Below are 25000 nucleotides of genomic sequence, written 5' to 3'. Positions count from 1 at the left end.
GGCTGCGTATTACTCATTGCATGATCCAGACTGCCCGCGCTGTGCGCCTGACGCTATACACCTTTGTTATCCTCGCCGGGGCGGTTATCGCAGCCACCCTGGCCATGCGTCACGCCGAGCGCCAGGCTCTGGTGGAAGACGCCGCCCGCGCCAATCTGCAACTGGGCCTGTACGCCACGTCCCTGCACACCCTGATCGAACGCTACCGCGCCCTCCCCGCCGTGCTGGCGCTGGACCCGGAGCTGCGTTCGGCGCTCAACGGTCCCGTCACTCCGGAACAGCAGGACGCGCTGAACCGCAAACTGGAAAAAATCAACGGCGCCGCCGAGTCCTCGACCCTGGAACTGCTCGATCACACCGGCCTCGCCGTGGCGGCGAGCAACTGGCGCTTGCCCAGCAGTTACGTCGGTCACAACTACGGTTTTCGCCCCTACTTCAGCCAGACCCGCACCCAGGGCACCGGGCGTTTTTATGCAGTGGGCGTGACCAGCGGGATTCCCGGTTACTTCCTGTCCAGCGCCGTCACCAGTGACGCTGGGCAGTTTCTCGGCGCGATGGTGGTGAAGCTCGAGTTTCCCGAACTGGAGCGCGAATGGCGTCAGGGCAGCGACACGCTGCTGGTCAGCGATGCACGCGGGATCATCTTCATCGCCAATCAGCCGGGCTGGCGCTATCGCCAGTTGAAACCGCTGAGTGACAGCGATCACGCCGAGCTCAAGGCCACCCGCCAATACGACAAGCAACCGCTGACGCTGCTCGGCTATCAATCGCTGCGGCGCTTTGACGACAACAGCGAACTGGCACGTGTCGAAGGCCCGGACGGCAAAGCGGATTACCTGTGGGAATCCCTGCCGCTGACCGCCGAGGGCTGGACGCTGCACTTGCTGCGGCGTCCGCAAGTGGCGTTCGAAGACAGTCGCAACGCCGCCCTCGCCGCTGCCGGTCTGTGGCTGACGCTGGTGTTTCTGTTGCTGTTCCTCAACCAGCGTTGGCGTCTGGCCAAGATGCGTCAGCGCAGTCGTGAAGAGCTCGAACAGTTAGTGGAAGAACGCACCCGCGACCTGCGCACGGCGCAGGACGGTCTGGTGCAATCGGCCAAACTTGCCGCCCTCGGGCAGATGTCGGCGGCGCTGGCCCATGAAATCAATCAACCGCTGACCGCCCAGCGCATGCAATTGGCGACGCTGCGGCTGTTGCTCGATCACGGCCGGGTCGACGACGCCTACAAGGCACTGAAACCGGTGGATGAGATGCTGACGCGCATGGCCGCCCTCACCGGCCACCTGAAAACCTTCGCCCGCAAAAGTCCCAGCGGCTTGCGCGAACGCCTGGACCTGGCTTCAGTGGTGGACCAATCGCTGCAACTGCTCGACACGCGTCTGCGCGATGAACAGGTCAGCACCGTGCTGCACCTGACGCGCCCGGCGTGGGTGCGCGGCGATGCAATTCGTCTGGAACAGGTGCTGATCAATCTGCTGCGCAACGCCCTGGATGCGATGCAGGACAAACCCTGCAAACGCCTGGAAATCCGCCTCGAAGCCGACGAACAACTGTGGCGCCTGAGCGTCATCGACAACGGTGGCGGCATCGCCGAAGAAAATCTGTCGAAGGTCTTCGATCCGTTTTTCACCACCAAACCGGTGGGCGATGGCCTGGGCATCGGTCTGGCCGTATCCTTTGCCATCGTTCACGAATCGGGCGGACGCCTGAGCGCCGATAATCACGACAACGGCGCGGTGTTCACCCTCACCCTGCCCATCGATCAGGAGGCGCCTGGCGCATGCTGAATTCTGTGATGGTGGTCGACGACGAAAGCAGCATCCGCAGTGCCGTCGAGCAATGGCTGAGCCTGTCGGGTTTCGAGGTGCAGTTGTTCAGCCGCGCCGATGAATGCCTGGCGCAGTTGCCCAAGCACTTCCCCGGCGTGATCCTCAGCGACGTGCGCATGCCCGGCATGACCGGGCTGGAACTGCTCGCCGAAGTGCAGCGCCGCGATGCCGATTTGCCGGTGATTCTGCTGACCGGCCACGGCGATGTACCAATGGCGGTCGATGCGATGCGCGATGGCGCCTACGACTTTCTCGAAAAACCCTTCAGCCCGGAAACCCTGCTCGGCAGCCTGCGTCGTGCGCTGGACAAGCGTCGGCTGGTGCTGGAAAACCGCGCGTTGCACGAGCAGGCCGATAACCGCGCCAAACTCGACGCGACCTTGCTCGGCGTGTCCCGTGGCTTGCAGACCTTGCGTCGGCAAGTGCTGGATCTGGCGGCGTTACCGGTCAACGTGTTGATTCGCGGTGAAACCGGCAGCGGCAAGGAGCTGGTTGCCCGTTGCCTGCACGATTTCGGGCCGCGCGCCGACAAACCGTTTGTCGCGCTGAACTGTGCGGCGATTCCCGAGCAATTGTTCGAGGCCGAGCTGTTCGGCCACGAGAGCGGCGCGTTCACCGGCGCTCAGGGCAAACGCATCGGCAAGCTCGAATACGCCGATGGCGGCACGCTGTTTCTCGATGAAATCGAAAGCATGCCGCTGGCCCAACAGGTGAAATTGCTGCGGGTGTTGCAGGAGCAGAAGCTGGAACGCTTGGGTTCCAATCAGAGCATTCGCGTGGATCTGCGGATCATCGCTGCGACCAAACCGGATTTGCTGGATGAGGCGCGGGCCGGGCGTTTTCGCGAGGATCTGGCCTATCGGTTGAACGTTGCCGAGTTGCGCTTGCCGCCGTTGCGTGATCGACGCGAAGACATTCCGTTGTTGTTCGAGTCGTTTGCGCACAAGGCTGCCGAGCGACTGGGCCGCACGTTTGCGCCGCTGAGTGGCCCGCAGTTGAGCCATCTGCTGAGCCACGACTGGCCGGGCAATGTGCGCGAACTGGCGAACGTGGCCGAACGGCAAGTGTTGGGGCTGGAAGAGCCCACGCCTGCGGGCATCGATCCGGGGCAGTCGCTGGCAGCGCAGCAGGAAGCGTTCGAAGCGCATTGCCTGCGCGCGGCGTTGACGCGGCACAAGGGCGATGTGAAAGCGGTGCTTGAAGAGCTGCAACTGCCGCGTCGGACTTTCAATGAAAAGATGCAGCGGCATGGCCTGACCCGCGAAATGTTCACACAAAACCTGTAGGAGCGAGGCTTGCCCGCGAAGAACGATAACGCGGTATTCCAGTTACACCGCGTTGGATTCTTCGCGGGCAAGCCTCGCTCCTACAGGATTGTGTGCGTACGCGGAAATCCGCTTGTGCCCCCCGACCTAGTAAGCGGATTTCCGCTCACCCCAACCTCAATACCCCTCTAAACCAGCCCTCCCCCCGTTGGCACACCTCCTGCTATAGCCCCCGCAGGCTGCGTTTAAACGCGCTCCACAAAAACAATTAAACGAAGGATCCTTCAATGGATAACTCCAACGCCCTGCCCCTTGGGTCGGCTGCCGTGCCGGTCAAAGAAAGAACCACCGCCAGTCGCATAAAATCGATCTTCAGCGGTTCGGTCGGCAACATGGTCGAGTGGTACGACTGGTACGTCTACGCCGCCTTCTCCCTGTACTTCGCCAAAGCGTTTTTCCCCAAAGGCGACACCACCGCCCAACTGCTGAATACCGCCGCAATCTTCGCCGTGGGCTTCCTGATGCGCCCGATCGGTGGCTGGCTGATGGGCCTCTACGCCGACAAGGCCGGTCGCAAAAAAGCACTGATGGCTTCGGTGTACCTGATGTGTTTCGGCTCGCTGGTGATCGCCCTGAGCCCGGGTTATGAAACCATTGGCATCGGCGCACCGATCCTGCTGATTTTCGCCCGTCTGCTGCAAGGCCTGTCGGTCGGTGGCGAGTACGGCACTTCGGCCACCTACCTCAGCGAGATGGCGACCAAGGACCGTCGCGGTTTCTTCTCCAGCTTCCAGTACGTGACCCTGATCTCCGGCCAGCTCATCGCTTTGGGCGTGCTGATCGTGCTGCAAAACATCCTGACCACCGAAGAGCTGTACGCGTGGGGCTGGCGCATCCCGTTCGCCATCGGCGCATTGTGTGCCGTAGTCGCGCTGTATCTGCGTCGTGGCATGGAAGAGACCGAGTCGTTCACCAAGGTCAAGAAAGAGAAAAAAGAAAGCGCCATGCGCACGCTGATGCGCCATCCCAAGGAACTGATGACCGTGGTCGGCCTGACCATGGGCGGCACCCTGGCGTTCTACACCTACACCACGTACATGCAGAAATACCTGGTGAACACCGTCGGCATGAGCATCTCCGACTCCACCACCATTTCCGCTGCCACGCTGTTCCTGTTCATGTGCCTGCAACCGATCATCGGCGGGCTGTCGGACAAGGTCGGTCGTCGGCCGATCCTGATTGCCTTCGGTGTCCTCGGCACGCTGTTCACCGTACCGATCCTCACCACGCTGCACACCATCCAGTCGTGGTGGGGCGCGTTCTTCCTGATCATGGCGGCGCTGATCATCGTCAGCGGTTACACCTCGATCAACGCAGTGGTGAAAGCCGAGCTGTTCCCGACCGAGATCCGCGCACTGGGCGTTGGTTTGCCGTATGCCCTGACCGTATCGATCTTCGGCGGCACCGCTGAATACATCGCGCTGTGGTTCAAGAGCATTGGCATGGAAACCGGCTACTACTGGTATGTCACCGCGTGTATTGCCGTGTCGTTGCTGGTGTACATCACCATGAAAGACACCCGCAAACATTCGCGGATCGAGACGGACTGATCGTGCGTCGCTTCAGATAAACCGTGGTGAATTCATCGCCGGCAAGCCGGCTCCTACAGGTATGGGTCGTTCACTGAATGTGTATACGACTTCAATCTGTAGGAGCCGGCTTGCCGGCGATGGCCGCGACTCGGTCTCAGCTCAACTCGGCAGCGGCCGGCCTGGCGTACTTGTTCTGCGCATACGAAGCCCCCGCAATCAGCACCACCAGAATCCCCGCCAACACCAGCGACGAGCCGATCGTGCCGAAATCCAGACCACCCTTTTCATGAGGTTTGGTCAGGAAATCCCCCAGGGTCGCACCGAACGGTCGGGTCAGCACAAACGCCACCCAGAACAACGCCACCGACGAAATCTTCGTCAGGTACTTCAACAACACCACCACCAGAATGGTCGAGCCGATCAACAGCGCGCCACCGGCAAAACCCAGGCCCGAATCGTCGGCCAGGTAGTCGCCGAGCGCCGTGCCCAAGGTGTTGGAAAACAGAATCGCCATCCAGTAGAACATCTCGCCACGGAAGGTCTGGACCTTGGTGACGTTCAGCGAATCGCCGCTCAGGCGCCACGCCGCAAAAATCCCGATGAGGATCGCAATCAGGATCATCGAGCCCGTGGCATAACCCAGGCCGAGGGTACGGTCCATGAAGTCGGACATGGTGGTACCCGCCGTGCTGGTCGACAGAATCACGATCCAGTACAGCACCGGTTTGTAGGTCTTGGACATCAGTTGCGTGACCAGGGTCAGCACGAACACGCTGATCAAGATCAGCGAGCTGATGGCGTAACCGACATTAAGGGTCATCGACAGCAAATCACCCGCGGTTTCCCCCAGGGTCGTCGCGCAGATTTTCATCACCCAGAAGGCCAGGGTGATTTGTGGAAGTTTGTTCATTGAGGGTAAAGCTCCAGTGGTCATGACGGCCCGTGTGCAAGGGGTGTGGCCGGTGCCGCGAAGACTGGAGGTGAAGCGGTGAAAATTAGGTCGGGGCTTTATGAAAAATCTGTCACACCCACAAATCGACACAGTCCGTGTAGGAGCCGGCTTGCTGGCGATGGTGTGTCAGTCGGCATCAACGTGTCTGACACTCCATCGCCAGCAAGCCGGCTCCTACAAAGGATCGAGTCGACTGGAAATTGTGGGTTCGTCCTTGCACTATTGGCGCATCCAGAATACAGCCCAGGAATCCCCGCCATGCCCGACGACATCCACTACTACGAACCCGCCAACGGCCACGGCCTGCCGCATGACCCGTTCAATGCCATCGTCGGCCCGCGCCCCATCGGCTGGATTTCTTCGCAGGATGCCAACGGCCGCCTGAACCTGGCGCCCTACAGTTTCTTCAATGCCTTCAACTACATTCCACCGATCATTGGATTTTCCAGCGTCGGACGCAAAGACAGCCTCAACAACATCGAGCAGACCGGCGAATTCGCCTGGAACCTGGCAACCCGGCCGCTGGCCGAGCAGATGAACCAGAGCTGCGCGATGGTCGGGCCAGAGGTCAACGAGTTCGAGTTGGCCGGGCTGACGCCTGTCGCGTCGAAAATCATTCAGGTGCCACGGGTCGCCGAAAGCCCGGTGTCTTTCGAGTGCAAGGTCACGCAGATCATCCAGTTGCAGCGCGCCGACGGCAACGTGGTGCCGAGCTGGCTGATTCTCGGCGAAGTGGTCGCCGTGCATATCGCCAAATGGCTGTTGAAGGACGGGGTGTACGACACCGCCGCGGCAGAACCGATTCTGCGCGGTGGCGGACCAGCGGATTACTTTCAACTGGGCCCGGAGGCCTTGTTCAAGATGTTCCGCCCGGGAGCGGTCAAGTAATTACCAGATCAGCTCGCCGTCTTCGCCGACGCCCTTGAGGTGCGTCAGTTGCAGGGCGGCAGCTTCGTCCGCTTCTTTGGCGGTCTTGAAAGTCTGGTCTTCCAGCAATTTGTTAAAGCGCGGTGCGCCCGAGCCACCGATGGCTTTGGTGGCAATCGCCGCATAGTAACCGCCCTCGCGGGGCACTACGGCGGATACGGCTTCGAAGGTTTCAAAGGCTTTGCGTGCCATGTCGCGGATCCTGGCTGATTGAGAATGGCGTCATTAAACCCTCAACCCGCCAGTTTGTGTACCCGCGACCGGGACTGCCCCAGCGCCTGGGCCGCCGACACGTCCTTGAAGGTATGGAAATCCAGGCTGTTGACCACCAGCTCTTGCACCAGCTCAGCGAAAATATCCATTGCCGGCGTGCTGAAATAGGCCGTCATGGCTTGCTGATGGGTCCAGAAACCGGACACCAGCCACAATTGCGGATCGCACTGCGAATGCTGCAGGGAAAAACTCAGGCAGCCAGGCGCGGCGCGCGACGGTTCGATCAAGGCGCTGAGGCGCGCACCGAGTTCCGCCGAACACCCGGCGCGGGCCCGGACGAAGGCCATATGACTGACGGGGATCTGCTTAGACATGTTCAACCCTCCCAGGTACTCGAGTGGCAGCCGTGGGACGGGCTGCGACAGGATCCAAGATTAAGCCCCTGCACGCCGCCCCGTTAGTCGATTCCTGCCGGCTTGTTGCACAATCCTGCGCGGCTGCATTCGGTACCTGTAACAATGTGTTAATACTGTCACAGGCCTGAAACACGAGGTTCGAGCAAGTTTTCTCTGCCATAGACTGCCCTGGCAGCACACCTCTTCAACCCCGTGCAGAATCAGGCAAGCTTTTCGCAGGATGTGTCTACCGCTGCGCCTTGCACAAACTTAAGCTCAGCTCATTCCCACTGTTTCGCCGAGGATGCCCTGCATGTCGTCGCTCGATCACTTTCAAGCCCCGCTGGACGCCGACATGGAGAAACAGCGCGCGGAACTGGCCGCCATCATCCGTCGCAACACGATGGAGGATGGCACTTATGCCACTGCTGTCGCCTCGTTGTTCATGGGCAAACACAGCCAGTCCCATGAATTCGCCCCGGTGCTGGCGCAACCGGCGTTGTGCATCATGGCGCAGGGGCGCAAAGAGGTCAGGCTGGCCGACGAATACTTCAATTACGACCCGCTGAATTACCTGGTGGTGTCGGTCTCCATGCCCCTGAGCGGGCGGATAGTGAACGTCACCTCTGAAGAACCGATCCTCTCGGTGCGGCTGGACATTGATCCGGCGGAAATCACCGCGCTGATAGCCGACGCCGGTCCTTTGGGCGTGCCGACCCGCCCGACCGGTCGCGGTTTGTATGTCGAACGGATCGACACCGCGATGCTCGATGCGGTATTGCGCCTGGCGCGATTGCTGGACACGCCGAAAGACATCGCCATGCTCGCACCGTTGATTCGCCGGGAGATTCTCTATCGGTTGTTGCGCAGCCAGCAGGGCCATCGCTTGTATGAGATCGCGATTGCCAATAGCCAGAGCCACCGCATCAGCCAGGCGATCAAATGGCTCAACGGCAATTATGAGCAGCCGCTGCGCATTGATGATCTGGCCAAGGAAGTGAATCTGAGCGTGTCGACCTTGCATCACCGGTTCAAGGCGATGACGGCGATGAGTCCGTTGCAGTATCAGAAGCAACTGCGCTTGCAGGAAGCGCGGCGGTTGATGCTGGCCGAAGGGCTGGAAGCATCGGCGGCAGGGTATCGCGTCGGGTATGAAAGCCCGTCGCAGTTCAGCCGGGAGTACAGCCGGTTGTTCGGGGCGCCGCCGTTGCGGGATTTGGCGCGGTTGCGGTTGACTGTTTAGCCGAATTCAACCGCACATTTGTAGGAGCGAGCGGGCGGCGATCCGACTTGCCCGCGAAGGGGTCACCGCGGTCATATCTGAATGACCGCGTTATCGTTCTTCGCGGGCAAGCCTCGCTCCTACAGGGGATGCGCTTTTTACGCGCCGAGTACGCGACACGCCTCCGCCGGAAGGGTCACCGACACCGGGTTGCCAATGCTCAACCCAAACCCCTGGCACGGCGTGCTCAACGCGGTAAACGACACCCCGGAACACTCCACGGTCGTCTCGATCGTCGCGCCGATGTCACGCACGAACGTCACGGTGCCCAACAAGCGATTCCCTGCCGTCGCCTGCGGGTGCGACAGTTGCAGGTCCTCAGGGCGGATCAGCATCTTGACCTTCTCCCCCGCCGCAATGCTCGTGCAGATCGGCACTTGCAGCGCATCGCCCCCCGGCAGGCTGACCTGGCCGTTACCCAGCGCGGTCGCCGGGAAGATGTTGCCCGAGCCGATGAAGTCCGCGACAAACTCATTGGCCGGATGACGATAGATCTCGATCGGCGTGCCCACTTGCTGCACGCGATGCTCACCCAGCACCACGACGATATCGGCCATGGTCATCGCCTCACGCTGGTCGTGGGTGACCATGATGGTGGTGATGTTCAGGCGCTGTTGCAGCTGACGAATCTCTACCTGCATCGACTCGCGCAGCTTGGCGTCCAGCGCCGACAGCGGTTCGTCCAGCAGGAGGATTTTCGGGTGGTTGGCAATCGCCCGGGCAATCGCCACACGCTGACGTTGACCGCCAGACAGTTTCGCCACCGGGCGATCAATCATTTCCTGCAACTGGATCAGTTCCAGCAATTCCACTACGCGCTTGTGCTGATCAGCCTTGCTGACCCCGCGCAGTTTCAGCGGATAGGCGATGTTTTCCCCAACGGTCATGTGCGGAAACAGCGCCAACGATTGAAACACCATGCCGAAATTACGCAGATGCGCCGGGGTTTGGCCGATGTCTTCACCGTCCAGACGAATCTCGCCGCCGGTCAGGGTTTCGAGGCCGGCGATCATCCGCAGCAAGGTGGTTTTACCGCAGCCCGAAGGGCCGAGAAAACACACCAGTTTGCCTTCCGGCAAATGCAGGTTCACATCCTTTACCGCGCAGGCCGAGCCGTAATGTTTCTCGACGTTTTCCAGAATCAGACCAGACATAAATCACCTCAAGAAATCAGAACGAAACGCCGCCTTCGCCAACCAACTTTTCCAGCGCCCAAATGAGCACGAAGTCGATCAGCACGATCAGCACGGCAAACGAAAATACGGTAGGGTCGAGCGACGACACGGTGCGGCTGTACATCCAGATCGGCACGGTCATCACGTCGATGGTGTAAAGGAAATAGGTCACGGTGAATTCGTTGAACGAGACGATGAACGCCAACAGCATCCCCGCCAGAATCCCCGATTTCATCAGCGGCACCACCACATCGATGATCGCCCGCGTTGGCGAAGCACCGAGCATTTGCGCGGCCTCTTCGACTTCGCTGCCGATGGACAGCATTGCCGCCGTGCAGTTTTTCACCACGAATGGCAGCGCCAGGATCACGTGGGCAATCACCAGCCGCGAGGTGGTCATCTGGAACGGCAGGCTGTCGAACACCAGCAGCAATGCCAGGCCCAACACCACCATCGGAAACACCAGCGGCAGCGACATCAGTTGCAGCGCCACCGCTTTGCCGCGGAACTCGCAACGGGTCAGCGCATAAGCTGCCGGCACCGCGATGATCGTGGCGAAGACCATGGTCAGGCACGCGACCATCAGGCTGGTGGTCATGGCTTTGCCGAGGCTCAGCACATCACTCGCGTCCGGCGACACGAAGGTGTGCCAGGCGGCCTTGTACCATTGCAGGCTGTAGCTGCTCGGCGGGAAGTCGAGGTTCGACGAACCGCTGAACGACATGACGATCATGGTCAGGATCGGCAACACCGCCAGCAGCAAAATGAAACCCGAGAGGATGCCGGCAAACTTGCCGGTTTCGCCTGGCAGCAGCGAATAACGCTTCTTGATCACAGAGCTCATTGCGAAGCCTCCAGCATGCGCCGACGACGGCCAGTGATGTATTCGGACAAAGTCATGATCGCGAGCGTGGTGACAATCAGCACCACACCGGCGGCGGACGCGGCGGGCCAGTTCATCAGCGGGGCGATCTGGTCATGGACCATCACCGCCAGCATCGGCACGCGTCGGCCACCCAGCAGCAACGGCACCACGAAGCTGCTGGCGTTGTAAGCGAAAACCAGTGTCGCGCCGGTGATGATCCCCGGAAAACTCATCGGCAGAACCACCTGGCGGAACACCTGAAAGCGACTGGCGCCCAGGGTGGCGGCGGCCTCTTCGTAAGTGCGGGCGACGCCGCGCATGGCGCTGGCAATCGGCAGCACGGCCAACGGGAACGCGGTTTGCACCAGGCCCATCAACACGCCGTTCTGGTTGTACAGCAGCATGATCGGACGCTTGATCAGGCCCAGGCCCATCAGTGCCTGATTGAGCATGCCGCCCGGGCCGAGAATCACCAGCCAGCCGTAGCTTTGCAGCAGCAGGTTGACCAGCAATGGCAGCAGCACCGCAGCGAGGAAGATCCTGCGCACAAACGGCGACGTCAGGCGCGACATGGTGTAGGCCACCGGGATCGCAAGCACCACGGCGATCACTGCGCTGATCAGCGCCAGGCGCAAGGTCAGCAGCAAGGATTTGAGGTAATACGGTTCCAGCAATTGGGCGTAGCTGGCCAGGCTGAACCCGGTCCATTCCGCGCCTTTGGTGCCGACGCTCATGCGCAGCACCAGCAGGCTGGCGGCAATCAGCACGCCGAGAAACAGCATCGACGGCGTAAGAAAAAACCAGGCGCGGGTCGTCGGCGAAACACCCCGATTGGCGCGCGCCGGAGCTGCATCGACCGGATGAGTCAGAGGTTGGTGTTCCATAGCAAGGGTCTCGTCAATGGAAAGCAGCTGGCGTACACAAATTCTGAATCCACCTCGCCCCCTGTGGGAGCGAGCCTGCTCGCGAAAGCGGTGTGTCAGTCACATCAATGCTGGGTGTGCCGACGCATTCGCGAGCAGGCTCGCTCCCACAGGGGATCTTCAGTGGTTGAAGACCCTGTGTTCGCCACTCGATCAGGAAGAAAAGATTTCCGTGTAGCGACGAATCCATTGGTCATGCACGGTAGCCAGGAAGGCGTTGTCGTGCATGATCGCCTTCTCGGCGATCTGCTCCGGCGTGAGGATGTACGGGCTCTTGCGCGCTTCGGCGGAGATGATCGCCTTGGCGTTGACCGGGCCGTTGTAAATGTCCTCAGCCATCTTGCCCTGCACCAGCGGGTCCAGAGAGTGGTTGATGAACGCGTAGGTCAGGTCGGTATCGCCCGGACGGTTTTTCGGCATCACCGACAGCATCAGGTCGGTGTAGAAACCTTCTTTCATGCCGAACGTGGCGCCCAGACCGTAGGCCGGATCGCGGATCTGTTTCGGGAAGAAAGCCGGTGCGTACAGGCCACCCATGTCCAGGGAACCGGTGCGGAACAGCTCGGCGATCTGGTTCGGGTTTTCACCCAGGGTCACCACACGATCCTTCAGCTCGGCGAGTTTCTTGAAGCCGGGTTCGATGTTGTGTTCGTCACCACCGGCCAGTTTGGCGGCGATGATGATCAGGTCCATCGCTTCGGTCCAGTTCGGCGGCGGCAGGAAGATGTTCGGCGACAGCTCGGCGTCCCACAGGGCGGCGTAACTGTCCGGTGCTTCCTTGATGGTACGGGTGCTGTAGACCAGGCTGTTGCACCAGAGCAGGTAACCGATCCCGTGGCCATTGGCGCCGGTGCGGTATTTCTCCGGGACATCCACCAGGTTGGGGATGCGGTTGAGGTCGGGTTTTTCCAGCAGGTTGGCGGCGGCCAGACCTTCGGCACCAACGCCGGCCAGGGTGATGATGTCGTATTGCGGACGATCACCGCCGGCCTTGAGTTTGGCGACCATTTCCGAGGTACTGCCGGTGCGGTCAGCGATGACCTTGCAGCCGTACTTGTCTTCGAACGTTGCGGCGATGTTGCGCAGTGCAGCCAGGCCGGTGTCATCGGACCAGGTCAGCAGGCGCAGGGTCTTGCCCTGGAAGCGCGTGTCGCTGGCATTGGCCTTGACGAAGGGCAAGCTCATGGCTGCCGCAGCAACCGAGGCCACGCCTACGGTTTTGATGAATTGACGTCTGTTCAGATCATGCTCGCCCATTACGGACTCCCTTTGTTTTTGTAGGTATAAGGCAGGTCGAAACTGTTGCATCCGCGCGGCCGGATCAGTGTTATCCCTCGTATTTTCGGGGGCTTGGCTGAACCAGTGAGTTCATCCTGAGGTCGCGTAAAACACCTGACTATCGATAAAAATTCATTGAAGCCATGACGCCAGCGCATGCCTCCTTTGAAGGCATGCGCTCACCTTTTTCGTGCCGTCAGACGGCGCGAATCACGTGTTTGATTTCCTGGAAAGCCTGCAAGCCCCACGGCCCCAATTCGCGGCCGATGCTGCTCTGCTTGTAGCCGCCCCAGGCGGTCTGCGGGAAGATCACTTGCGGTGCGTTGATCCACACAAGCCCCGCCTGCAAAGCGTTGGCAACCCGATCCGCCGCCTCGGCATCGCGCGTCACCACGCTGGCGACCAGGCCGAACTGGCTGTCGTTGGCCAGGGCAATCGCCTCGGCCTCGGTGGCGAAACTGCGCACGCAGATCACCGGGCCGAAAATCTCTTCACACCACAGCGCACTGTCGAGGGGCACTTCGGTGAAAATCGTCGGCTGCAAAAAATAACCGCGCGGCAAGTCTGCGGGGCGATTGCCGCCGCAAATCAGCTTGGCGCCAGCACTCAAACCACGATCGATGTGGCCGAGCACGCGTTGGTATTGCGCCTGATTGACCAGTGCGCCCATTTCCACGTTCGGGTCGAACGGGTCGGCCACGCGGATGGCTTCGGTACGCGCCTTCAGGCGCAAGAGGAATTCGTCGGCCAGTTCATCGGCGACCAGTACGCGGCTGGTGGCGGAACACATCTGCCCGGCGTTGAAGAAACCACCGCCACAGGCCACTTCCACGGCCAGTTCGATGTCGGCATCGGCCAGCACCAGCAGCGAGGATTTGCCGCCCAGCTCCAGGCTCACGCCCTTCACGGTTTCTGCTGCGCGTTGCATCACCTGCACGCCGACCGCATTGCTGCCGGTGAAGGAAATCTTGGCGATGCGCGGGTCCGCCGACATCGGTGCGCCGACCGCCAGACCGGTGCCGCAGACCACATTGAACACGCCCTTCGGCAGCCCGGCGTCGGCGATGATCGCCGCCAGTTCCAGCTCCGGCAGCGGCGTCACTTCGGAAGGCTTGAGCACCACGCAGCAACCGGCGGCCAAGGCCGGGGCGAGTTTCCAGGCGGTGGTGACCATCGGGAAATTCCACGGCACGATCAGGCCGACCACACCGCACGGCTCACGGCGCACACGGGCGCTGAAGTCGTCGGTGGGCAGCTCGACGTTGCTGTCCTGTTTGGCGTCGAGGCCTTCGGCCAGGCCTGCGTAGTACTCGAACGTAGCGATCACGTCATCGACGTCGATGGCCGCTTCGAACAACGGTTTGCCGTTGTTGCTCGACTGCAAGTGCATCAACTTGTCGCGACCGGCCTGCACGCCCGCAGCGATTTTGCGCAGGATTGCACCGCGCTCGGCACCGGTGGTTTGCGACCAGGCCTTGAAGGCTTCGGTGGCTGCGTTTGCGGCTTGATCAACGGAGTGCGCATCACCGCCATTCACGGTGGTCAGCAGCGCTTCGGTGGCCGGATTGATCACGCGCAGGTGTTCGCTGCCCGCTGACCATTTCCCGTCAATGAACAGACCGTCGAGGGTGGTAGGGAACGTCATTTCGACACCGCCTTCATCCACACAGTCTGATCGATTTCAATCAGGGTCGGGCCTTGGCGATCAGCCGCGCAGCGCAATGCACCGCGCAGTTGCTCGACACCGTCGACCGCTTCGGCCGCACAACCCAATGCCTTGGCGACACCGATGAAGTCTGGGGTGTAGATGTCTACGCCGACCGGCTCGATGGCGCGGTTGACCATGTATTTCTTGATCTCTTCGTAGCCCTGGTTGTTCCACAGCAGGACGATCACCGGGGTGCGCGCTTCAACGGCGCTGGCCAGTTCCGGCAGGGTGAATTGCAGGCCGCCGTCGCCGATCAGGCACACCACCGGAGGACGCGCGCCGTTTTCAACGCTACCGCCGAGCCAGGCGCCAATCGCTGCCGGCAAGGCGTAACCGAGGGTGCCGTAGCCGGTGGACGAGTTGAACCAGCGGCGCGGGCGCTCCGGGTTGAAGGTCAGGTTGCCGGTGTACACCGGTTGGGTCGAATCGCCGACGAACACCGCGTCCGGCAATTCGTGCAGGACAGTTTCCAGGAAACGGGTCTGGGCCAGAGTCGGCGCGTCCCAAGTGGCGGCGAGGTCTTCGCGCAGACGTGCAGCGCGGACCTGGCCCCAATCGTTGCGGCGCTCGGCCAGCGATTTGTGGGACAGCGCGCTCAGCAAGGCTTGGGCAGCGTTGCGCGAATCGGCCACCAGTGCGATGTGCGGCGGGTAGTTACGCACGGTCTGATCCGGGTCGATATCAATGCGCAGCAGCTTGCCGGGAATTTCGAAACCACCGGCGAAAGTGACGTCGTAGTCGGTCTCGGCCAGCTCGGTGCCGATGGCCAGAACCACATCGGCCTCGGCAACCAGGGCGCGCGTCGCGACCAGGCTCTGGGTCGAACCGATCAACAGCGGATGGCCGGATTCGAGCATGCCTTTGGCGTTGATAGTCAGCGCGACTGGCGCGTCCAACAATTCAGCCAGTTCAGTCAATTCCGCAGCGGCATCGATGGCACCGCCACCGGCGAGAATCAGTGGGCGCTTGGCGCCGGCGAGCAGTTCGGTCATGCGGCTGATCGCGCTTGGCGAAGCACCGGCGCGGTCGATGTTGACCGGCAGGCTGCTGAGCAGGTCGTCGGCTTCTTCAACCAGAACGTCCAGTGGAATTTCGATGTGAACAGGACGCGGACGACCGGCCTGGAACAGCGCGAAAGCGCGGGCCAACACGCCCGGCAATTCGGACGCCGACATCAGAGTGTGGGAGAACGCCGCCACGCCGCCGACCAATGCGCTCTGGTTCGGCAGTTCGTGGAGCTTGCCGCGACCACCGCCCAACTGGCTGCGGGTCTGTACGCTGGAGATCACCAGCATCGGGATCGAATCGGCGTAGGCCTGGCCCATGGCGGTGGTGATGTTGGTCATGCCCGGACCGGTGATGATGAAGCACACACCCGGTTTGCCGCTGGTGCGTGCATAACCGTCGGCCATGAAGCCGGCACCCTGTTCGTGACGCGGAGTGACGTGGTTGATGCTCGAACGGGCCAGCCCGCGATACAGCTCCACGGTGTGAACCCCAGGGATGCCGAACACCTGCTCAACCCCGTAATCTTCGAGTAACTTGACCAATACTTCGCCGCACGTCGCCATGTCTTTTGCCCTTTTTGTTCGTTTGAGACGCCGGGCCTGCGCAGTGTTTATGATGAGCGGGCAGGTCCAGGGATGGCCTCATTGGAACGGGCGACACGTAGCCGCAACAATGGATAAAAAGTCATACTAGCCATGTCCTCACGTCATACCTTGGATCCCAATGAAACGATTGCCTCCCCTGCCGGCGCTGCACACTTTTCTGATTACCGCGCAGTGCTGCAACTTCACCCGTGCGGCCGAACAGCTGTTCATCACCCAGGGCGCGGTGAGTCGACAGATCGCCGGGCTGGAAGAACATTTGGGTTATGAGTTGTTCATTCGCCAGGCCCGCGGCCTGGATTTGACGGCTGAAGGACGGGAGTGGCTGCCACGGGTGCAGCAGATTTTCGGCTTGATCGACGAGGCGGTCGAACAGATCGGCGAGAAGCGCGAAACCCTGCAACTCAAGGCGCCGACCTGTGTGATGCGCTGGTTGTTGCCGCGTCTGTTGCAGTGGCAACGGGAGCGTCCGGATGTGCCGGTGGAGCTGACCACCACGGTCAAGCACGGCGTGGATTTTCATCGCGAGCAATTCGATGCGGCGGTGATGTATGGCGCGCCGCCGGACAACGCGCTGACGTCTTATCTGCTGTTCGACGAGCAACTGACGCCGGTGTGTTCACGACCGATGCTGGAAGGGCCACAGGCCTTGCAGTCACCGGCGGACCTGCAACAGCACTTGCTGCTGCACCCGACGCGGGATGAGCGCGACTGGAATGCCTGGCTGAAAGCGGCGGATCTTCAACTGAGCAATGTCAGCAAGGGTCAGCATTTCGAAACCCTGGACCTGGCGATGTCGATGGCGTCTCAGGGGACAGGTGTGGCGATTGGCGATTGGTCGTTGATTGGCGATGACCTGAGTGCCGGGCGGCTGGTCATGCCGTTTGAATTGAAGGTGAAAACCGGGTTGGCGTATTACCTGGTATTCCCGGAGAAACCTGCACCTTCGCCGAAGTTGCGCGAATTGATGGGGTGGTTGGTGGAGCAGGCGCAGAGTCGGTGAAGGCCCAAAAGCATCGCCGGCAAGCCGGCTCCTGCAAGGGCAAATCCCTGTAGGAGCTGGCTTGCCAGCGAAGGTTTAAGCCGCGCCATCAATACCCGACAGTAAACCGCTGACGGGAGTGCTTCGGCACTTCCACTTCATCCAACATCGCAATCGCATAATCAGCAAACGTAATCCAGCTGCGCCCCGCCTCGCTCACCAGCAAATCATCCTTGCCAACCCGGAACGTACCCGTGCGCTCACCTTCGACAAACTCCGCCGACGGCGACACAAACGTCCAGTCCAGCTCCTGTTCCTGACGCAGGTTCTGCAGAAACAAGGCACCGGCGCTCGCCTCGGCTTTGTACGCTTCAGGGAAGCCCTCGCTGTCGATAACGCGGGTGCCGTCCGGCAGCAACAGAGAACCTGCACCGCCCACCACCAGCAGACGTTTCACCCCGGCTTTCTTCGCCGGCGCCACAACGGCAGCGGCGGGAATCGTGGCGAAATGTGCCGCGCTGATGACCACATCATGCCCCGTCACAGCGGCTTGCAAGGCGTCGCCATCCAGCACGTCGACATTCTTGCTGACCACCCCGGCACGCTGGCCGATTTTCGACGTATCGCGCGCGATGGCCGTAACGCTATGACCACGACGCAGGGCTTCTTCCAACAGTTGGCTGCCGGCACGGCCGGTGGCACCGATGATTGCGATGTTGCTCATGACGTTCTCCAGTGTGGATCAGTGTGAGTGGGTGAATCGGGTTACCACTTCATCTCGCCCTTGGCGACTTTGGCGCTCAGCTCCAGCGAGCTTTCTTCGCCCAGTTTCGGGTAGCGTTTTTTCATCGCGGCGATCAGCGCGGCGGCGTCTTTGGCCTTGGCAGTTTCTTCGTCGAAGGCTTTGATGTAATCCGCGGTGAACTGCACGGCGGCCAGGGAGCGGGCACTTTTGCCGAGGTAGTGACCCGGCACGAGGGTGTGCGGTTTCAGGGTTTCGATGGAATGCAGCGTAGCCAGCCAATCAGCATGGGACTGCGCGGTTTGGGTATCGGCCATCCACACGTGAATGTTTTCTGCGACGACCACGCCACCGACCACTGCCTTGATCGACGGGATCCACACAAAGGTGCGATCCGGTTGCTTGCCCTCAAGACCTACCACCTGCAACTTCTGCCCTTCGAGCATCAGGCTGTCGCCCTTGAGCACGCCCGGCACGATGGTTTTGGCCGGCACGTCAGCGCCCATTTTCGGCCCCCAGAACGCCAGTTTGCCGTCGACGGTTTGCTTGATGTGGTCCACGGTCGGTTGCGAGGCGAGCACCTTGGCGTTGGGGAACGCGGCGGTCAGGGTGTCGAGGCCGAAGTAGTAATCCGGGTCACCGTGGCTGATGTAGATGGTGGTCAGTTGCTTGCCGCTGGCGCGGATTTTTTCCACCACTTGCTCGGCCTGGGATTTGCCGAATTGCGCGTCCACCAGAATCGCGTCTTTCTCGCCGCTGACCAGCACCGACGTCACCGGGAAGATCGCTTTCTCGCCGGGGTTGTAAACATCCAGCGTCAGCGTCGATGCCGCCGCGTGGGCCGCGAAACCGAGGGTGGCCGTGGCCAGCAAAATACGCTTGAGGGTGAAACCGATCATCTGTTGCTCCGTTGTCCGAGTGCCATGTTTGGCGATGGAACAGAGCTTAGTTGCCTTATTCATTACAAAAAATGCGATGCTTAGACATAGTTTGTTTCTGAAAGCGGGCAAATCATGGATCGTCTACAAGCAATGCGCGTATTCGTCACGGTGGTCGACCTCGGCAGCCAGTCGGCCGCCGCCGATCACCTGGACCTGTCGCGACCGGTGGTTTCGCGGTATCTGGCGGAACTGGAAGACTGGGTCGGCGCGCGCCTGATGCATCGCACTACGCGCAAATTGAGCCTGACTGCCGCTGGCAGTGAAATCCTGCCGCGCTGTCGGCAGATGCTCGACCTGTCCACGGACATGCAGGCCGCCGTCAGCGAGCCGGACGATGCGCCGCGCGGCCTGCTGCGGATCAGCGTCAGCACTTCGTTCGGCCAGGCGCAATTGGCGGATGCGATGGCCGCCTACGTCAAACGTTACCCCGGCGTCAGCATCGATCTACAGATGCTCGACCGCACGGTGAACCTGGTGGATGAGCGCATCGATCTGGCGATTCGCACCAGCAATGACCTGGACCCGAACCTCATTGCGCGGCGGCTGACGGTCTGCCGCTCGGTGATCTGCGCCGCCCCCGCTTACCTGCAAGAGCACCCGACGCCAATGCGGGTGGAAGACCTGAGCCAGCACAACTGCCTGACCCACTCCTACTTCGGCAAAAGCCTGTGGCATTTCGAGCAGGACGGCGAACCGGTCTCGGTGCCGGTGCAGGGCAATATCAGCGCCAACGAAGCGAGCACCCTGCTGCGCGCAACAATCGCTGGCGCCGGGGTGGCGATGCTGCCGAGTTATCAGGCGGGTGTGCATATCCACAGCGGCGAACTGATCCGCCTGCTGCCCCAGGCCGAACCGCGCCAGATGAACATCTACGCGGTGTATGCCTCACGCAAGCACATGCCGGCGGCATTGCGCAGCGTGCTGGATTTTCTGGTGCTGCGGTTTCCGGAAGAACCGGAATGGGATATCGGCCTGTAAACACGCCCTGTAAACGCGCGCATTCGTTAACAACCCAAACCCTGTAGGAGCCGGCTTGCCGGCGATGGTCGTTAACGATAACGCGGGCTTACCGGATGAACGCGGTGCCTTTACGTTCATCGCCAGCAAGCTGGCTCCTACAGGGGGTAATGCATGACTGGCAACTCACCGCCGCTGACCTATGCTGAACTTAGTACCGAAGGGTATTCGTTCAGAGGTCAACGCCATGAACACGAAAACAAGAAGATACCTCGCCATTTTCATCACCTGCGCGGCGACGCTGGCGCTGTACGGCACCGCGGCGTGGCGCGTTGAGCAATTGCGAAACCTGCCCCGTGAGTACGCGAGCTGCAACTTCGAGCGCTGCATTCCCCACAACGCGACCCTCAACGCCCTCCGGTGATGAAGGGGATCAGGCCTCGTTGTCCTGATCGGCCTTCAAGCGGTCGCGAAACGCCTTGGGTGAGATCCCTACACGACGCCGGAACAGGCGCGTGAAGTTGGTCGGATCGGAAAAGCCCAACACATCGGACATTTCATAAATGGTCATGCTGGTGTAGGTCAGCAAACGCTTGGCCTCCAGCAATTGCCGCTCGTGCATGATCTGCAACGCCGGTTGTCCCGCCAATTCACGACACGTGCCGTTGAGATGCGACACCGAAATCCCCAGCCGATGCGCCAGGTCTTCGACCTTGACGTGCTGGCGATACGTCTCTTCCACCAGTTGGATAAACCCGTTGAGGTACTCCCGCGCGCGCTGCGGACGCTGACTGGCCGAGCGACGCTGCAGCGCCTGCCGGCTGACCCACACCATGATCACGCTGACCAGCGAATGCATGAGCATTTCCCGGGCCGGTTGATGGCCGGTGTATTCGGTTTGCAGCGCAGAAAGCAGGCTGTTGAGGTACTCGCTGTCGTTGCCGGCCGGATAACTTTCGGCCTGGGCCAGGGCATTCACCGAGTTGCCCAGTTGCGCCTGAAGATGGGCGACCAGCGGCGCGGCGAGGGTCACGACAAAGCCTTCGACATCCTCGGAAAAACGATAACCGTGCACCGATAACGGCGGCAGAACCAGGATCGCCGGTTCGCCCAATTGCGTACGTTTGCCTTCGATTTCAAGCTCTGCCTGACCTTTGAACACGAAGAGTAATTGGCATAAATCGGCGTGGCGATGGGGTTTGATTTCCCATTGGTGTTCGCGGCTGCGTTTGGAAATGGTTTCACAGTGCAGCAAGTCCGGGGTCGGCCAGTCCAGGCTTTCACCGTAGAGCTTGAACACCGGTATCGAAGGCAGGGCAGGCTTGTTCATAACTTCAATCCAGGCCTCGGGAGGTGACGGGCGATAATCGCACCGATTGGCAGAAAGTACAGCTATCGGCTCAGTTTTCACCTTCAATTGACAGACCCGCAAGTGAAAAATGCAAGCACTCGATCCATAAAAATAATTCACCGACGCAGGTCGTGTGGAGCTTGCGAGTCATAAAAACAATGAAAACGCTGAAAACCCAAGTCGCCATCATTGGCGCCGGCCCCTCCGGTTTGCTGCTCGGCCAATTGCTGCACAACGCCGGTATCGACACCCTAATTCTCGAACGCCAGACCCCGGACTATGTGCTCGGGCGAATCCGTGCCGGTGTCCTCGAACAAGGCATGGTAGAGCTGCTGCGTCAGGCCGGCGTCGGCCAGCGCATGGACGCCGAAGGGCTGGTTCATGGCGGCTTCGAACTGGCCCTCGACGGGCGCCAGGTGCACATCGATCTGCACGCCCTGACCGGGGGCAAAACCGTGATGATCTACGGGCAAACCGAAGTCACTCGCGACCTGATGGCCGCTCGTCGGGAGGCCGGCGCGCAGACGATCTATGAAGCCAGCAACGTCGTGCCTCACGGTATGAAAACCGATGAAACGTTCGTGACGTTCGAAAAGGACGGCGAAGCGTATCGGCTCGATTGTGACTACATCGCCGGTTGCGACGGTTTCCATGGTGTAGCGCGGCAATCGATTCCCGCCGACAACCTGAAGGTGTTCGAACGGGTTTATCCGTTCGGCTGGCTGGGGATTCTCGCCAACACGCCACCGGTTCACGATGAGTTGGTCTACGCCCGTCACGAACGCGGTTTTGCCCTGTGCAGCATGCGCTCGGCGACTCGCACCCGGTATTACCTTCAGGTCCCTGCCGACGAGTCTGTCGATAATTGGTCCGATCAGCGTTTCTGGGATGAGCTCAAATCCCGGCTGCCGGCTGCGCTGGCCGAGTCTTTGGTGACCGGGCCGTCCATCGAAAAAAGCATCGCGCCGTTGCGCAGTTTCGTGGTCGAACCGATGCAATACGGGCGGATGTTTCTGGTCGGCGACGCCGCGCACATCGTCCCGCCGACCGGGGCCAAAGGCCTGAACTTGGCGGCCAGCGACGTCAGTACGTTGTTCAATATCCTGCTGAAGGTTTACCGCGAAGGCCGTGTCGACTTGCTGGAGAAATACTCCGAGGTCTGCCTGCGCAGGGTCTGGAAAGCCGAACGATTTTCCTGGTGGATGACCTCGATGTTGCACCGCTTTGACGATCACGATGCGTTCAGCAAGCGAATCAGCGCATCGGAGCTGGACTACTTCGTCAGCTCCGAAGCGGGTCGGAAAACCATTGCAGAAAATTACGTCGGACTTCCGTATGAGGCTATCGAATAGCCTGCTACCGACTTACACTGGCGAGCATCCCCGCTCGCCCTTGCTTCCTGCGGGACCCTCACTGCCCGCAGGTTCTCCCGTGACCAATCTCAACCAGCCTGAAACGCCCAAACCGGCCATCCGGAGCGTGCTGATCGCCCTGATGCTGGCCATCTTTCTCGGGGCGCTGGATCAGACGATCGTCGCTGTATCGATGCCCGCCATCTCCGCGCAGTTCAAGGATGTCAGCCTGCTGGCCTGGGTGATTTCCGGCTACATGGTGGCGATGACCGTGGCCGTGCCGATCTACGGCAAACTCGGCGATTTGTACGGTCGGCGCAAGTTGATGCTGTTCGGCATGGGGCTGTTCACGATTGCTTCGTTCTTCTGCGGCATGGCCCAGAGCATGGAGCAACTGGTGCTGGCGCGGATTCTTCAGGGCATTGGCGCCGGCGGGATGATTTCGGTCAGCCAGGCGATCATCGGCGACATCGTGCCGCCTCGCGAACGCGGTCGTTATCAAGGCTATTTCAGCAGCATGTACGCGGTGGCCAGCGTCGCCGGGCCGGTACTCGGCGGTTACATGACCGAATACCTGTCCTGGCGCTGGGTGTTCCTGATCAACCTGCCGCTGGGCCTTGGCGCCTGGCTGGTCGCCCGTCACACCCTCGTCGGGCTCCCGGTGCCGCAGCGCAAACCGATCATCGATTACCTCGGCACCGTGTTGATGATCATCGGTTTGACCGCCTTGTTGCTCGGCATTACTCAGGTCGGCCAAGGGCATTCGTGGCGCAGCGCCGAGGTGCTGGGTTTGCTGGGTTGTGCGGTGGTGGTCCTGGCGTTGTTCGTCGGGCATGAGCGCCGTGCACGGGAGCCGTTGCTGCCGATGCACCTGTTCGCCAACCGCAACGCGATCCTGTGCTGGTGCACGATTTTCTTCACCAGTTTCCAGGCGATTTCGTTGATTGTGCTGATGCCGTTGCGCTTCCAGAGCGTGACCGGCGCCGGGGCCGACAGTGCCGCGCTGCACCTGTTGCCACTGGCCATGGGTTTGCCGATCGGCGCGTATTTCGCCGGGCGCCGAACCTCGGTGACCGGGCGCTATAAACCGATGATCCTCGCGGGCGCCCTCCTCATGCCGATCTCGATCCTCGGGATGGCGTTCAGCCCGCCACAGGCGGTGGTGCTCAGCAGTCTGTTCATGGTGCTCAGCGGGATCGCCTCCGGCATGCAGTTCCCGACGTCATTGGTCGGGACGCAGAATTCGGTGGAACAACGGGACATCGGCGTAGCGACCAGCACCACCAACCTGTTCCGCTCCCTAGGCGGCGCGGTGGGCGTGGCGTTGATGTCGGCGTTGTTGCTGGCATTGCTGCAAGACTCAAGTTTCGCCCATCTGGCCGGCTCGACGCTGATTGCCGAGGGCAGCTCCGGGAACGTCTTGCTGGATGGCCTGAACGCCGCGCCGGGGGATGCGCAGAACGCCTTGCGCGCCGAGCTGCTGCTGACCTTCCGGCATTTGTTGATGGTCAGTGCGGCGGTATCGTTGCTTGGGTTGGCGGCGGCGATTGCCATGCCGAACCGGGTGTTGCGTGGGCGGGAAGACAAGGCTCGGTAGTTGAACCGAGTCGCGGCCTTCGCGGGCAAGCCTCGCTCCCACAGGTTTGCATTGCTCTTGTAGGAGCGAGCGGTGCGGCGATCCGACTTGCCCGCGAAGACGTCATCCCATGTGATAGAGATTCAAGGGCTGTAATACCCCACAGCCACCAGAAAATGCCCGACCTTCCTCAGGTACGCATGCTTGTCCTCGACCTTGCCGGTCACCGGGTTTTTCCACCGATACGCGTACTCGCCATAATCCTGCCCGGCCATCAACGCCAGGATCGGCTCGCCGACCGGTTTGCCTTCAGGGTCCTTGATCTTGCCGAAATCGGTGTTGATCAAGCGCAGATTTGTACCGTGGGCGACATAACGCTGGGTGTTCAAATCGACGACGAACACATACAAGTCATCCTGCAAATAACCGCCCTTGAGCGAGTTGATCGACGTGAGCGTGCCCTTCTCGTCCTTGGCCAGATCGGTCGCCGCTTTGTTCAGCAACGCCATCGCCTGCTCCGCCGACGCCCGTGGCAAGTAGTAACCCACCGCCAGAATCCGCTGGCCGACCCGTTGATAGTAGACATGCTTGCGTTCAACCTTGCCGTCGGACCAGTTCTGCCAACGATACTCCGCTTGCTGAATGCCATTGCCCTCCGGCACTTTCAATGCGTCCTTGAAGGCCTTTTGCAAATCCGGCCCGAGCACATCCGACACATCACGCCCGATCAACGCCGAAGAAGGCCCACCGCTGGCGAGCATTACGCCTTTGGTATCGAGCACGAAGACGTAGCGGTCCTTGTCGACAAACTCGCCCTGACGACTGAAGGCCGCGAACGCCTTGTCGCCGTTGTCGTGGTAATAGGCCAGGGCTTTTTCCAGCAAGGCGATGGCGGCCTGGCTGTCGTCCTTCTCGGTCCCGGCGGCTTGCGCCTGCCCCAGGCACAGCAACAGCATCCCGCCCAGCAGGGCCAACCTGTGCAAAAACCCCATTGCGCATCCCTCGTTCTCTTCGGTGTTTGAAGAGCGTAGACGGCAATGGGGCATGTATGGATATTCAGCGAACCGCAGTCTGCAAAATGGTAT

At 60.9% G+C, this 25000-nt stretch carries 23 protein-coding genes; 10 read left to right on the top strand and 13 right to left on the bottom strand.

Going from position 1 to position 25000, the window contains the following annotated elements; all coding sequences use genetic code 11:
* Positions 1-20: 20 nt before the first annotated feature.
* The 3 genes from ACYZUC_RS26460 (at position 21) to ACYZUC_RS26450 (ending at position 4704) form a co-directional block, all read left to right on the top strand.
* Complete coding sequence (locus ACYZUC_RS26460) at positions 21-1787, top strand: sensor histidine kinase (RefSeq protein WP_461991396.1); 1767 nt, start codon at positions 21-23, stop codon at positions 1785-1787.
* Positions 1781-3115: a sigma-54-dependent transcriptional regulator gene (locus ACYZUC_RS26455; RefSeq protein WP_461991395.1), complete on the top strand. Its 1335-nt coding sequence runs from the start codon at positions 1781-1783 to the stop codon at positions 3113-3115. The genes ACYZUC_RS26460 and ACYZUC_RS26455 overlap by 7 nt, the downstream gene beginning before the upstream one ends.
* 266 nt (positions 3116-3381) lie before the next feature.
* Positions 3382-4704, top strand: coding sequence for an MFS transporter (locus ACYZUC_RS26450; RefSeq protein WP_461991393.1), 1323 nt, complete (start codon positions 3382-3384; stop codon positions 4702-4704).
* 136 nt (positions 4705-4840) lie between these two features.
* On the opposite strand, the gene ACYZUC_RS26445 is transcribed toward ACYZUC_RS26450, so the two are convergent.
* On the bottom strand, positions 4841-5596 hold the full coding sequence (locus ACYZUC_RS26445; protein WP_461991391.1) for a COG4705 family protein: 756 nt from the start codon (positions 5594-5596) through the stop codon (positions 4841-4843).
* Between the two features lie 300 nt (positions 5597-5896).
* On the opposite strand from ACYZUC_RS26445, the gene ACYZUC_RS26440 reads away from it, so the two are divergent.
* Complete coding sequence (locus tag ACYZUC_RS26440; RefSeq protein WP_461991389.1) at positions 5897-6526, top strand: flavin reductase family protein; 630 nt, start codon at positions 5897-5899, stop codon at positions 6524-6526.
* Here the strand turns inward: ACYZUC_RS26440 and ACYZUC_RS26435 are convergent, their stop codons facing one another.
* The gene (locus ACYZUC_RS26435) at positions 6527-6757 is read right to left on the bottom strand and encodes a hypothetical protein (protein WP_008034307.1); all 231 of its coding nucleotides are present in this window, start codon (positions 6755-6757) and stop codon (positions 6527-6529) included. It lies immediately after the preceding gene.
* A gap of 41 nt (positions 6758-6798) precedes the next feature.
* Positions 6799-7152 carry a putative quinol monooxygenase gene (locus tag ACYZUC_RS26430; protein WP_461991387.1) on the bottom strand — a complete coding sequence of 118 codons (354 nt, stop codon included), beginning with the start codon at positions 7150-7152 and terminating at the stop codon, positions 6799-6801.
* A gap of 334 nt (positions 7153-7486) precedes the next feature.
* Between ACYZUC_RS26430 and ACYZUC_RS26425 the strand changes: the two genes are divergently transcribed.
* A complete protein-coding gene (locus ACYZUC_RS26425; protein WP_192228607.1) occupies positions 7487-8416 on the top strand; it encodes an AraC family transcriptional regulator in 930 nt (309 codons plus the stop codon).
* Between the two features lie 137 nt (positions 8417-8553).
* Here the strand turns inward: ACYZUC_RS26425 and ACYZUC_RS26420 are convergent, their stop codons facing one another.
* From ACYZUC_RS26420 to ACYZUC_RS26395, 6 genes are all read right to left on the bottom strand, one after another.
* Positions 8554-9609 (bottom strand): ABC transporter ATP-binding protein, encoded by a 1056-nt coding sequence (locus tag ACYZUC_RS26420; RefSeq protein WP_008034313.1) that lies wholly within the window; start codon positions 9607-9609, stop codon positions 8554-8556.
* Positions 9610-9625: 16 nt separating this feature from the next.
* A complete protein-coding gene (locus ACYZUC_RS26415; RefSeq protein WP_461991385.1) occupies positions 9626-10474 on the bottom strand; it encodes an ABC transporter permease in 849 nt (282 codons plus the stop codon).
* Positions 10471-11379: an ABC transporter permease gene (locus tag ACYZUC_RS26410; protein WP_461991383.1), complete on the bottom strand. Its 909-nt coding sequence runs from the start codon at positions 11377-11379 to the stop codon at positions 10471-10473. The genes ACYZUC_RS26415 and ACYZUC_RS26410 overlap by 4 nt, the downstream gene beginning before the upstream one ends.
* 192 nt (positions 11380-11571) lie before the next feature.
* Entirely contained in the window at positions 11572-12675 is a 1104-nt protein-coding gene (locus tag ACYZUC_RS26405; RefSeq protein ID WP_094470949.1) for an extracellular solute-binding protein, read from the bottom strand.
* Positions 12676-12892: 217 nt separating this feature from the next.
* Positions 12893-14341, bottom strand: coding sequence for an aldehyde dehydrogenase family protein (locus tag ACYZUC_RS26400; protein ID WP_461991380.1), 1449 nt, complete (start codon positions 14339-14341; stop codon positions 12893-12895).
* The gene (locus ACYZUC_RS26395; protein ID WP_461991378.1) at positions 14338-15975 is read right to left on the bottom strand and encodes a 5-guanidino-2-oxopentanoate decarboxylase; all 1638 of its coding nucleotides are present in this window, start codon (positions 15973-15975) and stop codon (positions 14338-14340) included. Before ACYZUC_RS26395 ends, ACYZUC_RS26400 begins: the two co-directional genes overlap by 4 nt.
* 160 nt (positions 15976-16135) lie before the next feature.
* Here ACYZUC_RS26395 and ACYZUC_RS26390 point away from each other — a divergent pair, with 160 nt between their 5' ends.
* On the top strand, positions 16136-17017 hold the full coding sequence (locus tag ACYZUC_RS26390; protein WP_008034326.1) for a LysR substrate-binding domain-containing protein: 882 nt from the start codon (positions 16136-16138) through the stop codon (positions 17015-17017).
* A gap of 88 nt (positions 17018-17105) precedes the next feature.
* On the opposite strand, the gene ACYZUC_RS26385 is transcribed toward ACYZUC_RS26390, so the two are convergent.
* The gene (locus ACYZUC_RS26385) at positions 17106-17720 is read right to left on the bottom strand and encodes an NAD(P)-dependent oxidoreductase (protein ID WP_461991376.1); all 615 of its coding nucleotides are present in this window, start codon (positions 17718-17720) and stop codon (positions 17106-17108) included.
* 41 nt (positions 17721-17761) lie between these two features.
* The gene (locus ACYZUC_RS26380; RefSeq protein WP_461991374.1) at positions 17762-18637 is read right to left on the bottom strand and encodes an MBL fold metallo-hydrolase; all 876 of its coding nucleotides are present in this window, start codon (positions 18635-18637) and stop codon (positions 17762-17764) included.
* Positions 18638-18751: 114 nt separating this feature from the next.
* Here ACYZUC_RS26380 and ACYZUC_RS26375 point away from each other — a divergent pair, with 114 nt between their 5' ends.
* On the top strand, positions 18752-19657 hold the full coding sequence (locus ACYZUC_RS26375; protein ID WP_223415983.1) for a LysR family transcriptional regulator: 906 nt from the start codon (positions 18752-18754) through the stop codon (positions 19655-19657).
* Positions 19658-19883: 226 nt separating this feature from the next.
* On the top strand, positions 19884-20060 hold the full coding sequence (locus ACYZUC_RS26370; protein WP_191623667.1) for a hypothetical protein: 177 nt from the start codon (positions 19884-19886) through the stop codon (positions 20058-20060).
* Positions 20061-20069: 9 nt separating this feature from the next.
* Here the strand turns inward: ACYZUC_RS26370 and ACYZUC_RS26365 are convergent, their stop codons facing one another.
* Positions 20070-20966: a helix-turn-helix domain-containing protein gene (locus ACYZUC_RS26365; RefSeq protein WP_461991372.1), complete on the bottom strand. Its 897-nt coding sequence runs from the start codon at positions 20964-20966 to the stop codon at positions 20070-20072.
* A 179-nt stretch (positions 20967-21145) separates the two neighbouring features.
* On the opposite strand from ACYZUC_RS26365, the gene pobA reads away from it, so the two are divergent.
* Together pobA and ACYZUC_RS26355 are read left to right on the top strand one after the other, a co-directional pair.
* Positions 21146-22339 (top strand): 4-hydroxybenzoate 3-monooxygenase, encoded by a 1194-nt coding sequence (gene pobA, locus ACYZUC_RS26360; RefSeq protein ID WP_461991370.1) that lies wholly within the window; start codon positions 21146-21148, stop codon positions 22337-22339.
* 79 nt (positions 22340-22418) lie between these two features.
* Complete coding sequence (locus ACYZUC_RS26355) at positions 22419-23936, top strand: MDR family MFS transporter (protein WP_008042013.1); 1518 nt, start codon at positions 22419-22421, stop codon at positions 23934-23936.
* A 122-nt stretch (positions 23937-24058) separates the two neighbouring features.
* Here the strand turns inward: ACYZUC_RS26355 and ACYZUC_RS26350 are convergent, their stop codons facing one another.
* A complete protein-coding gene (locus ACYZUC_RS26350) occupies positions 24059-24907 on the bottom strand; it encodes a cache domain-containing protein (protein WP_461991368.1) in 849 nt (282 codons plus the stop codon).
* Positions 24908-25000: the final 93 nt, after the last annotated feature.

This window comes from Pseudomonas sp. GT1P32, from assembly GCF_054897805.1.
This window is presented reverse-complemented; position numbering and strand designations above follow the sequence as displayed.

Bases quoted from the DNA above. Each gene is read 5' to 3' on its own strand.
- ACYZUC_RS26460 (WP_461991396.1), top strand. From the start codon at position 21: ATGATCCAGACTGCCCGCGCTGTGCGCCTGACGCTATACACCTTTGTT.
- ACYZUC_RS26425 (WP_192228607.1), top strand. From the start codon at position 7,487: ATGTCGTCGCTCGATCACTTTCAAGCCCCGCTGGACGCCGACATGGAG.
- ACYZUC_RS26435 (WP_008034307.1), bottom strand. From the start codon at position 6,757: ATGGCACGCAAAGCCTTTGAAACCTTCGAAGCCGTATCCGCCGTAGTG.
- ACYZUC_RS26440 (WP_461991389.1), top strand. From the start codon at position 5,897: ATGCCCGACGACATCCACTACTACGAACCCGCCAACGGCCACGGCCTG.
- ACYZUC_RS26410 (WP_461991383.1), bottom strand. From the start codon at position 11,379: ATGGAACACCAACCTCTGACTCATCCGGTCGATGCAGCTCCGGCGCGC.
- ACYZUC_RS26445 (WP_461991391.1), bottom strand. From the start codon at position 5,596: ATGAACAAACTTCCACAAATCACCCTGGCCTTCTGGGTGATGAAAATC.
- ACYZUC_RS26405 (WP_094470949.1), bottom strand. From the start codon at position 12,675: ATGGGCGAGCATGATCTGAACAGACGTCAATTCATCAAAACCGTAGGC.
- ACYZUC_RS26415 (WP_461991385.1), bottom strand. From the start codon at position 10,474: ATGAGCTCTGTGATCAAGAAGCGTTATTCGCTGCTGCCAGGCGAAACC.
- ACYZUC_RS26450 (WP_461991393.1), top strand. From the start codon at position 3,382: ATGGATAACTCCAACGCCCTGCCCCTTGGGTCGGCTGCCGTGCCGGTC.
- ACYZUC_RS26380 (WP_461991374.1), bottom strand. From the start codon at position 18,637: ATGATCGGTTTCACCCTCAAGCGTATTTTGCTGGCCACGGCCACCCTC.
- ACYZUC_RS26430 (WP_461991387.1), bottom strand. From the start codon at position 7,152: ATGTCTAAGCAGATCCCCGTCAGTCATATGGCCTTCGTCCGGGCCCGC.
- ACYZUC_RS26365 (WP_461991372.1), bottom strand. From the start codon at position 20,966: ATGAACAAGCCTGCCCTGCCTTCGATACCGGTGTTCAAGCTCTACGGT.
- ACYZUC_RS26350 (WP_461991368.1), bottom strand. From the start codon at position 24,907: ATGGGGTTTTTGCACAGGTTGGCCCTGCTGGGCGGGATGCTGTTGCTG.
- pobA (WP_461991370.1), top strand. From the start codon at position 21,146: ATGAAAACGCTGAAAACCCAAGTCGCCATCATTGGCGCCGGCCCCTCC.
- ACYZUC_RS26455 (WP_461991395.1), top strand. From the start codon at position 1,781: ATGCTGAATTCTGTGATGGTGGTCGACGACGAAAGCAGCATCCGCAGT.
- ACYZUC_RS26375 (WP_223415983.1), top strand. From the start codon at position 18,752: ATGGATCGTCTACAAGCAATGCGCGTATTCGTCACGGTGGTCGACCTC.
- ACYZUC_RS26385 (WP_461991376.1), bottom strand. From the start codon at position 17,720: ATGAGCAACATCGCAATCATCGGTGCCACCGGCCGTGCCGGCAGCCAA.
- ACYZUC_RS26370 (WP_191623667.1), top strand. From the start codon at position 19,884: ATGAACACGAAAACAAGAAGATACCTCGCCATTTTCATCACCTGCGCG.
- ACYZUC_RS26400 (WP_461991380.1), bottom strand. From the start codon at position 14,341: ATGACGTTCCCTACCACCCTCGACGGTCTGTTCATTGACGGGAAATGG.
- ACYZUC_RS26395 (WP_461991378.1), bottom strand. From the start codon at position 15,975: ATGGCGACGTGCGGCGAAGTATTGGTCAAGTTACTCGAAGATTACGGG.
- ACYZUC_RS26420 (WP_008034313.1), bottom strand. From the start codon at position 9,609: ATGTCTGGTCTGATTCTGGAAAACGTCGAGAAACATTACGGCTCGGCC.
- ACYZUC_RS26390 (WP_008034326.1), top strand. From the start codon at position 16,136: ATGAAACGATTGCCTCCCCTGCCGGCGCTGCACACTTTTCTGATTACC.